Annotated in this window: 7 protein-coding genes and 2 pseudogenes; 5 read left to right on the top strand and 4 right to left on the bottom strand. The window is 55.6% G+C overall.

What is annotated here, in order from left to right; all coding sequences use genetic code 11:
• The first annotated feature begins 221 nt into the window (after positions 1-221).
• The 4 genes and pseudogenes from istA to CAK78_RS06960 form a co-directional block, all read left to right on the top strand.
• Positions 222-1,763: an IS21-like element ISAs29 family transposase gene (gene istA / locus CAK78_RS06975; protein WP_094696811.1), complete on the top strand. Its 1,542-nt coding sequence runs from the start codon at positions 222-224 to the stop codon at positions 1,761-1,763.
• 14 nt (positions 1,764-1,777) lie between these two features.
• Positions 1,778-2,533, top strand: a complete 756-nt coding sequence (gene istB, locus CAK78_RS06970; RefSeq protein ID WP_094696810.1) for an IS21-like element ISAs29 family helper ATPase IstB — start codon at positions 1,778-1,780, stop codon at positions 2,531-2,533.
• 112 nt (positions 2,534-2,645) lie between these two features.
• Positions 2,646-2,888, top strand: a pseudogene (gene istB / locus CAK78_RS06965) (IS21-like element ISAs29 family helper ATPase IstB); the annotation flags it as partial.
• 95 nt (positions 2,889-2,983) lie between these two features.
• A pseudogene (locus tag CAK78_RS06960) lies at positions 2,984-3,574 on the top strand (recombinase family protein); the annotation flags it as partial.
• Here the strand turns inward: CAK78_RS06960 and CAK78_RS06955 are convergent.
• The 4 genes from CAK78_RS06955 to CAK78_RS06940 form a co-directional block, all read right to left on the bottom strand.
• The gene (locus CAK78_RS06955) at positions 3,559-3,882 is read right to left on the bottom strand and encodes a hypothetical protein (RefSeq protein ID WP_094696808.1); all 324 of its coding nucleotides are present in this window, start codon (positions 3,880-3,882) and stop codon (positions 3,559-3,561) included. The pseudogene CAK78_RS06960 and the gene CAK78_RS06955 sit on opposite strands and share 16 nt — an antisense overlap.
• A 500-nt stretch (positions 3,883-4,382) precedes the next feature.
• Positions 4,383-5,135 (bottom strand): M48 family metallopeptidase, encoded by a 753-nt coding sequence (locus CAK78_RS06950; RefSeq protein WP_094696807.1) that lies wholly within the window; start codon positions 5,133-5,135, stop codon positions 4,383-4,385.
• Positions 5,136-5,140: 5 nt separating this feature from the next.
• Complete coding sequence (locus CAK78_RS06945) at positions 5,141-8,422, bottom strand: type I restriction endonuclease subunit R (RefSeq protein ID WP_094696806.1); 3,282 nt, start codon at positions 8,420-8,422, stop codon at positions 5,141-5,143.
• The gene (locus CAK78_RS06940; RefSeq protein WP_254924725.1) at positions 8,419-8,619 is read right to left on the bottom strand and encodes a hypothetical protein; all 201 of its coding nucleotides are present in this window, start codon (positions 8,617-8,619) and stop codon (positions 8,419-8,421) included. The genes CAK78_RS06945 and CAK78_RS06940 overlap by 4 nt, the downstream gene beginning before the upstream one ends.
• A gap of 78 nt (positions 8,620-8,697) precedes the next feature.
• On the opposite strand from CAK78_RS06940, the gene CAK78_RS06935 reads away from it, so the two are divergent.
• A partial coding sequence (locus tag CAK78_RS06935) for a transposase (RefSeq protein ID WP_141214141.1) occupies positions 8,698-9,093 on the top strand: 396 nt, incomplete at its 3' end.

Genomic DNA, 9,093 nt, shown 5'->3' with positions numbered 1-9,093 from the left:
TGCATATTCCGGCCGATCATGAACACCGATTCCGGTTCAACGTGAACACCATTTCCGGACCAATGTGAACGCTCATTCCGGCTCAACCTGAACACTTTGCCCCTCCTTTCCGGAAACAGTGTTCAACATCCCGGAATCACTGTTCACATTCACCAGAATCATCCTTAACGCATTGATTTAACAACCTTTGATACGCTCTCCCTTTTGCCAGGGAAGAGCCTATGTCTGCCAAGAGGATTGCAATGCGTAAAATTCGTGAAGTACTGCGACTGCGGCTGGAGGCTCAGCTCTCTTTTCGCCAGATCAGTATCTGTACCAAGGTTAGTGTCGGCTCCATCCAGAAACTCCTCAACAGTGCCCAGGCGCTTGGCCTTACCTGGCCCTTACCTACCGAGCTTGATGATGGCCGACTGGCTGCCCTGTTCTATCCGCAGGCCGATACCACCATCTCGGCCCGCCATGTTGTGCCGGATTGGCCCTCTGTCCATCAGGAGCTCAAGCGCAAGGGGGTCTCCAAACAGCTGCTCTGGGAGGAGTACACCCAGCGCTATCCCAATAGCTGTTACAGCTACTCCCAGTTCTGCGACCGTTACAAGTCCTGGTGTCAGTTGCAAAAGCGCTCCATGCGCCAGATCCACAAGGCGGGGGAAAAGCTCTTTATTGACTACTGCGGGCCCACGGTGCCCATCGTGTCGCCGACTACGGGTGAGGTCCGTCAGGCACAAGTCTTTGTCGCCGTGCTTGGTGCGTCCAACTACACCTTTGCCGAGGCCACCTGGTCACAGTCACTGCCTGACTGGCTGCAAAGCCATGTCCGTGCCTTTGAGTTTTTCGGCGGGACACCGGCACTACTGATCCCCGACAACCTCAAGAGCGGTGTCAGCAAGGCTTGTCGATACGATCCCGAGCTCAACCCCAGCTACCAGCAGTTGGCCGAGCACTATCAAGTGGCGGTGATGCCAGCTCGTCCATACAAGCCCAAGGACAAAGCCAAGGCTGAGGTAGGTGTGCAGATCGTCGAGCGCTGGATCCTGGCTCGCCTGCGCCACCAGACCTTTTTCTCGCTGGCCGAGCTTAACCAGTGCATCCGTGCCTTGCTGAACGAACTCAACGAGCGTCCGTTCAAGCAACTGCCCGGCAACCGACGCGAGGCGTTTGAGCAGTTGGACCGCCCGGTACTGGGACCACTGCCGGTGCATCCCTATCGCTATGTCGCCATCAAAACGGTCAAGGTCAACATCGACTATCACGTCAGCTATGAGCAGCACCATTACTCGGTGCCACACCAGTATGTGGGTCAGCAACTGGAGCTCCATGCGGGTGACACTTTGCTTCAGGTCTATCACCAGCAACAGCTGGTCGCGAGCCATCCGCGTAAAACCATCCCGGGGATGAGCACGCTCCCGGAACACATGCCGGAACGCCACAGCAAGCAGCAACGCTGGACGCCAGGGCGTCTCAAGCAGTGGGCTGCCGACATCGGACCGGGCACCCTGTGCTGGGTTAGCGAACGATTGGAAGAGAAAGCCCATGCCGAGCAGGCATACCGACTCTGCCTGGGGCTCCTGAGTCTGAGCCGGGAGTATCCGCCATCACGGGTCGAGGCCTGTTGCCAGTTGGCCAACCGGGAAGGACTGGTGCGGCTCAAACAGCTCAAGTCGGTGCTGACCAGTGGTCGCGACCAACTGCCCGCAAGCCCGCTGAGCTATCCAGAGTTGCCGCAAGAGCACGAGAACATCCGCGGCCCCCAGAGCTTCCACTAAAGAGGATACGCCCCATGACCCAACAAACACTGGCCCGCCTGAGAAACCTGAAACTGACCGGCATGGCGGATGCCGTGCAACAACAACTGGAACAGGCGAGTACCTACGAAGGGCTGCCCTTCATCGAACGGCTGAGCCTGCTGGTCGAACACGAACAACTGAGCCGGGAGCAGCGTAAACAAGCTCGGCTGGTCAAGCAGGCAAGGCTCAAACTCCAGGCCACGGTGCAGGAGCTGGACTACCAGTCAGCACGCAACCTAGAGCGGTCACAGGTAGCAAACCTGGCCCAAGGAGAGTGGCTGCGCCGGGGCCAGAACCTGCTCATTACCGGCCCCTGTGGCAGTGGAAAAACCTACTTGGCTTGTGCGATGGGCTACCAAGCCTGTCAGCAAGGGCATAGCACTCGTTACTACCGGCTGCCACGTCTGCTGCTTGAACTGAGCCAGGCCAAGGTAGATGGCAGTTACGCCAGACTGCTGGGTCAACTGGCAAGGATAGAGCTGCTGATCCTGGATGACTGGGGACTGGAAGCAGTGAATGCCGAGCAGCGCAACGCACTGCTGGAGATCATGGATGATCGGTATGGGAAATACTCGACGATAGTGGTCAGTCAGCTACCAACTGAAGAGTGGTACGCGAGCTTGGGGGACAACACCCTGGCAGATGCGATCCTGGACCGGCTGATGCACAACGCTCACCGGCTGTCACTGAAGGGAGAATCGATGAGAAAGAGGAGAAGTGAGTTGACCCAATCTGAACAGTCGAGTTAGAAACGGGATGACGTGAGCGCGTTAAGGATCAGGGTGTTCACGTTGGCCGGAATGGCTGTTCAACTTCGCCGGAATACGCAGCCTCCACGGCCGATCAAGATGCCGAGCGCGNGAAGCAGTGAATGCCGAGCAGCGCAACGCACTGCTGGAGATCATGGATGATCGGTATGGGAAATACTCGACGATAGTGGTCAGTCAGCTACCAACTGAAGAGTGGTACGCGAGCTTGGGGGACAACACCCTGGCAGATGCGATCCTGGACCGGCTGATGCACAACGCTCACCGGCTGTCACTGAAGGGAGAATCGATGAGAAAGAGGAGAAGTGAGTTGACCCAATCTGAACAGTCGAGTTAGAAACGGGATGACGTGAGCGCGTTAAGGATCAGGGTGTTCACGTTGGCCGGAATGGCTGTTCAACTTCGCCGGAATACGCAGCCTCCACGGCCGATCAAGATGCCGAGCGCGCCAAGGAGCAGTTGGTGACCTTTGCCCGGGAGCATGGCCATCAGATCGCCTCTTTTTATATTGAGAACGAATCCGGGGCTACGCTGGCCCGGCCCGAGCTGATGCGGCTTATCCGCGATGCCGGGCCCCGAGACATTGTTCTGGTGGAACAGATTGACCGCCTTGCCCGTTTGACCCAGGGCGACTGGCAGACATTGAAGGCGCGCTTGGCACAGAAGCAACTGGCCATCGTCTCCCCCGAGCTGCCAACCTCCTGGGTGGCATTACAGGGTGACAGCGGCTCCGGGTTCACCAGCGCCATCCTGCAGGCCGTCAACGGAATGCTGCTGGATATGCTGGCCGCCGTGGCCCGCAAGGACTACGACGACAGGCGGCGCCGGCAGCAGCAAGGCATTGCCAAAGCCAAAGAGGAGGGGAAATACCGTGGCCGGCAGAAGGATGAGAAGAAGCGCCAGCACATAGCCAGGCTGTTGGTGACAGGCCACAGCTATTCAGCAATTCAGGAGATGCTTGGCTGCTCAAGGCACCTTATTGCCAGCGTGGCCAAGGAGGCGCGCTGTCAGTTCCAGAAGTAGTACTTTTTGATGACCGGCCCACCCTTGCGCTGTGGACGTGGGGTTGCCTTGAGGGTTTTCACCGACCAGACAAGCGCGATGCTCAGCGCTGTGAACAGCCCGGCGGGCCAGTGCCAGCAGGTGAGGGCGGCAAGGGCCAGTAGCAGCAGCTTGGCCGTGATGGGCCGCCTGGTAGCCCATGCCAGTATTGGCCAGCACCAGTACACCAGTGGCAGGCAGATCAGCAGCCAAGCAAACAGCGTGTTGCCCCGCGCCATCAAGCCCAGCACAACCACCGCCATGAGGGCGATATCAGCGATCGGTTTCATGGTGCCGCTCTTTTGTATGCGCCTTGTAGCTATACAGACTCCACACGAAGACAAGCGTGAAGAAGGCCAACAAGCCCGCCATCCCCCAACTGAACGCATCCATCGCGTTGCTCCACCACTGAACATAATTTCAGCATGGCACTGAAGGCGTTGGTGTTCAATCAACTTATTGAAAATGTTGATTTTGTTCGTTCGTGACAAAGTTGAGTCTATTGAATCCAGTGGTTTATTGACCAGTGGAATCAGCGCCCTCATTCCCGGCCAATCCCTGTCCAGTTCCCCTCCACATAACTATCTATCTGGAATCTTGGTGCGGATATTCCAGATAGTGGAATGCTGCTTAAGAACGTGCCCCTGGAATCTTGGTAAGGGCTTTCCTATCTATCTGGAATGTTAGGGGCGGGCTTCCCTATGGAAACCCGCTACCTTGGCCACTCCAAGCTGGGTGATGGAAAGCAGGCGCGATGATTCCTATCTATCTGGAATAGTGGTTTGCTCTTTCACACGGTGAGCAACTGATGTGCCATCCCATCCAGCCTGGCTTTCGTCTTCTCCCACCCCGGCATCACTTGCCCCATCAGCCGGTAGAAGCGCTCGCTATGGTTATGCTCGGCGATGTGGCAAAGCTCGTGCAGGATCACATAGTCAATGCATTCGCGAGGGGCTTTAACCAGGTGGGGATTCAGGGTGATACGGCCATTGGGGGAACAACTGCCCCATTGGGTCTGCATGGTCAGTATGCGCAGTGGCGGACGTTCATCTACCCATAGTGCCTGCTCCAGCATGGCATCGAGGCGCTTGGCGAAAAGCTCTCTGGCGCGGGCTTTGTACCAGTCAGCCAGCAGGGCTTTAACCTTGTCGGCGGACTTTGTTCGCACAGAAACCTCCAGCTTACCGCCCAGCAGCTTTACGCTTTGAACCTGTTCCGGGGCCTCTATCACTTTCAGCAGATATTGTTTGCCTAAGTAGTAGTGGCTCTCGCCACTGATGTACTGGCGCGCAGTGGTGAACTCCAGCTGCTTGCGAAAGTCACGCAGCTGCTCATATATCCACCGGCCCCGTTTTTTTACAGCGGATAGAACGGCTTCGTTGTCAGCATCTTCGGGAGCAGATGCGATCACCCGGCAATCCGGATGCACCTTAATCAGTACCCTGCCCGTGGCTTGCAGGCGCTTTACTCGCTCAACGGTGATCTGCTCGTCGCCGTAGCGAAAGTGCATGGTCTGGTTATGAGGTTTTACCGGCACATTCATCTATCTTACAGTCCGCTCAAACCCACACGGGTGATCTGCACAATCATCTCAACAATGTTCTTGGCCTGGTCCATGCCGCCGCCAATGGCTTTGCATTCCTGGAACATTCGCGGCAGTAGCTTCTTGCGGATGTCGGCTTCGATGTTTTGCGGGTTGATGGAGTGCTCGGCAACGGACGTTTCTACCGCCTGGTCGATTTCAAAGGCGACTTTTACCCATTTGTCCTGCACTTGTTGGTCCATCACCGCCAAGGCGGCTGGCAGCACTTTCTTGAATACGCCGAAGTAGGCCTGGGCGTGGCGATTGCCGGCAAACACATCGGGAATGTCCCCCAGGCGCCTGTCCTGTACTTGCTCTTCAAACTCACGGAACAGCATGTACTGTTTCAGTGGGTGGTCAAACAGCTTTTCGGCTTCCTCAATGGCTTGACGCAACAAGGCTGAGAAGGCTTCCTGAGCGTAGGGGTCATCCCGTAACTCCTGCTCAATCATGCGGGTTACGCGGGTTTTGATGATGTCGGTTTCGTTGCGGGTTTTATCTTCGCTCCAGTCTTGTGGCTGCGTCGATTGGCCCATCTTGCCCACTTCATACACGCCGTCGGGTTCTTTGACCTGTACACCCACCACATGCTTATCCAGCAGCTTTTTCACCTGGTCGGCGTATTCGTCGTAGTCGATTTTTTCGCCAGCATCTTGCTGCACCAGTTGGCGCAGGCTGGAGAACTGCTTCACCGTTTCTTTGTAGTGGCGGCGGTCGGCATCGCTAAAGCTTTTATCTTCAAAGAAGGTGGCCGATTGCAGGGCGACTTTCAGGCAACTGGCGAAGGCCGTCAGAGCCTCGTAAAAGTCTTCCCGCACCTTCAGGTGCACATCAACCAGCTCATCGTCCCGTGCTTCGATTTTGGGTACCAGAACCTGGCGCAACTGTTCGATATCGTTCTTGTTTTTTACGCCATCGAATATGGACCATAGCTGCTTATAGAGCTGCGGCAGGCGCTTGTACTCGGTACTCATCTGGTTGTAGAGGCCAGCAATATCATTGATGTCGTAACCGCCCTGGGTACGGGAGGCCAGATCCTGATACTTGGCGATGGTGGTATCCAATTCCGCCAGAATGCCGCGATAGTCGATGAGCAGGCCAAACTGTTTCTTCGGATGCAGGCGATTTACCCGTGCAATCGCCTGAATGAGGTTGTGCTCTTTCAGCGGCTTGTCGATGTACAGCACAGCGTTTTTCGGCTCATCGAAGCCAGTGAGCAGCTTGTCCACCACAATCAGCATTTTCAGGGCGTCGTCTTTATCAAAGCGCTTAATCAGCTCCTTGGTGTAATCCTGTTCGTCCTGACTGCCAACGTTGTCTTTCCACCACTGGGTCACTTCCGGCGTGGCGGCTTCATCTATGGCGGTATTGCCTTCACGGCTGTCCGGGGGGCTCATTACCACGGCAGATTCAAACAAGCCGGCCTCATCCAGGTACTTTTTGTATTTGATGGCCGACAGCTTACTGTCGCAGGCCAGTTGGCCCTTTAGGCCGTCGTCGATATTTTTAACGAAGTGGTTGGCGATATCCAGGGCAATCAGGCGGATACGGTCATCCGCGCTATACACTTGGCCTTTTTTGGCAAACTTGCGCTTCAGGTCGGCCTTTTGCTCGTCTGAAAGCCCCTCGGTGATGCGTTCAAACCAGCTGTCGATGGCGCGTTCATTCACGTCCAAGTCGGGAATGCGCTCTTCGTATAGCAGTGGCGTTACGGTCTTATCTTCCACGGCGCGTTGCATGGTGTAGGCGTGGACAATGGGGCCAAATTTATTGGTGGTCTTGTCGTCTTTTAGCAGCGGCGTGCCGGTAAAAGCGACGAAAGCAGCATTGGGCAGCGCCTGCTTCATGCGGATGTGGTTTTCACCGCCCTGGCTGCGGTGGCCTTCGTCAATCAGCACAATCACATCCGCGCTGTTGTTTACGCACTCCGGCAGTTTGGTGGCGGTATTAAATTTTTGGATCAGCGAGAAGATAATCCGCTCGGTGCCTTTGCCAATCTGCTCGGCCAGGCGTTTGCCAGAGGTGGCCATGGCGGCGGCCTTGTCTTTCTTACCGGCCAGTTCACCACCCGAGGCAAAGGTTTTGCTGAGCTGGTCTTCCAAATCTACCCGGTCGGTCACCACCACAATGCGGCATTGTTTCAGGCTGTCGTGCAGGATCAGCGCCTTACTTAAAAACACCATGGTGAAGGACTTGCCCGAACCCGTGGTATGCCAGATCACGCCACCTTCACGGCCGCCGGTGCTGCTGCGAGTATTGATGCGTTCAATCAGTCGCTTAATGCCAAATACCTGCTGGTAACGAGCAACTATTTTGCCGGCCTTTTTATCGAACAAGGTAAAGTAACGGGCCATTTCCAGTAGCCGGGCAGGGCTTAACAGGCTGATCAGCAGTTGATCTTGCCCGGTAACAGCCAGCTCGCCGCCCCCTAAAAGGCTTCGGTACCAGTCCAGGTCTTTTGCCGGGCGATGACTGAAGAGGTTTGCCAACTGTGCGTCGTTGAGCGTCTTGTTCTTGGTGGTGTGCATCTGGGCATCACTGATGTCCTCTTCACGCCAGGCGGCCCAAAACTTAGCGGGCGTGCCACAGGTGCCATAGCGGCCATCATTGCCGTTAATGGACAGCAGCAGTTGGCTGTAGGCGAACAGCAGCGGGATTTCGTCATGGCGTTGGTTACGCAGGCTTTGGGAAATGCCTTCGTCAATGGTGGGGCCTTTTTTGGCATTGCCATCGGGGCGTTTGGCCTCAATCACCACTAGCGGAATACCGTTTACAAAGCACACTATGTCGGGCCTGCGACTTTCCACGCCGCCAGAGCGGGTAACGGTAAACTCTTCGGTAAACACAAAGCGGTTATTGGCCGGGTTTTGCCAGTCAATCAGCGCAACCGTCGGGTTGGCCTTTTTACCCTCCACAAACTCAGTGACCGAGATGCCATACAACAGGTGGTTGTACAGGCGCTCATTAGCCGTGAGCAGGCCCTCATTAAGGGCAGGGCTGCACACCTCGGCAACCAGGTTGTCGATAGCCTTTTCGGACAGGGGGTAGCTTTTGCCAGCAAAGGTGAAGGTGCGCTTCTGGAGTTCACTGCGCAGCACCTGGCGTAAAACCACCTCATCGGCCTTGCCACCCCGGGCGGCCAACGCCTGTTCAGGAGAGAGGAAGGACCACCCCAGGTTGGTCAACAACGTCAGTGCCGGTAACTTGGCACTGTATTCTTCCTGAAATTTGGGGGCGGGTTGGGTCACTTTGTCTGCTTCCTTTTCCGGTTCAGGCGTTGCTCTAATCTTTCCAATTCCTTGAGTTCTTTTTTGTCTTCCGCCAGAGCCTCCTGCCTGCTGCGCTGCAAATGGAAAGCCTCATAATGTTTGTGGGCTATTTGCTCCATCTGTTTTCGACTGATGCGCCCGGCGCTGTTGAGTAGTGGCTGCTCATTAAAATCCATAAACTTACCTGATTACCCATGATTAGCAGTCACCCCGAACTATACTGATCTTATGCACAGTTATCGAGGAGCGAGATCATGGCCAAAAGCAAAGTCCAATTCCAGAAAGGCTACAGCCTGTTTGAGCTTCTCAAGGACTATGGCACTGAAGCTCAGTGCGAAAACGCGTTGTTCACTTGGCGTTTTCCTCACGGCTTTGTCTGCCCTGAATGTGCCAACAAGACCTGTTGTCACCTGAAAAGTCGGCCACGCGTGCTGCAATGCAATCACTGCCATCACCAGATGTCATTGACTGGGAACACTATTTTCGCAAACACCAAGCTCCCGCTGACCAAGTGGTTTCTGGCGATGCACCTGTTGTCACAAACCAAAACAGGTTTGTCAGCGATGGAGCTAAAGCGCCAGTTGGGCGTCAAATATGACACCGCCTGGATGCTCAAGCACAAGCTGCTGCAAGCCATGAAAGAGTCCGAT

The organism is Aeromonas sp. A35_P (assembly GCF_002259925.1).
GTDB classification, from domain to species: Bacteria; Pseudomonadota; Gammaproteobacteria; order Enterobacterales; family Aeromonadaceae; genus Aeromonas; species Aeromonas dhakensis.
Note: the sequence above shows the minus strand (reverse complement) of the source record. Positions and strands in the feature narration are given on the sequence as shown.

Excerpts from the sequence above, each read along its gene's own strand:
- istA (WP_094696811.1), top strand. The coding sequence starts at position 222 with ATGTCTGCCAAGAGGATTGCAATGCGTAAAATTCGTGAAGTACTGCGA.
- istB (WP_094696810.1), top strand. The coding sequence starts at position 1,778 with ATGACCCAACAAACACTGGCCCGCCTGAGAAACCTGAAACTGACCGGC.
- CAK78_RS06955 (WP_094696808.1), bottom strand. The coding sequence starts at position 3,882 with ATGAAACCGATCGCTGATATCGCCCTCATGGCGGTGGTTGTGCTGGGC.
- CAK78_RS06950 (WP_094696807.1), bottom strand. The coding sequence starts at position 5,135 with ATGAATGTGCCGGTAAAACCTCATAACCAGACCATGCACTTTCGCTAC.
- CAK78_RS06940 (WP_254924725.1), bottom strand. The coding sequence starts at position 8,619 with ATGGATTTTAATGAGCAGCCACTACTCAACAGCGCCGGGCGCATCAGT.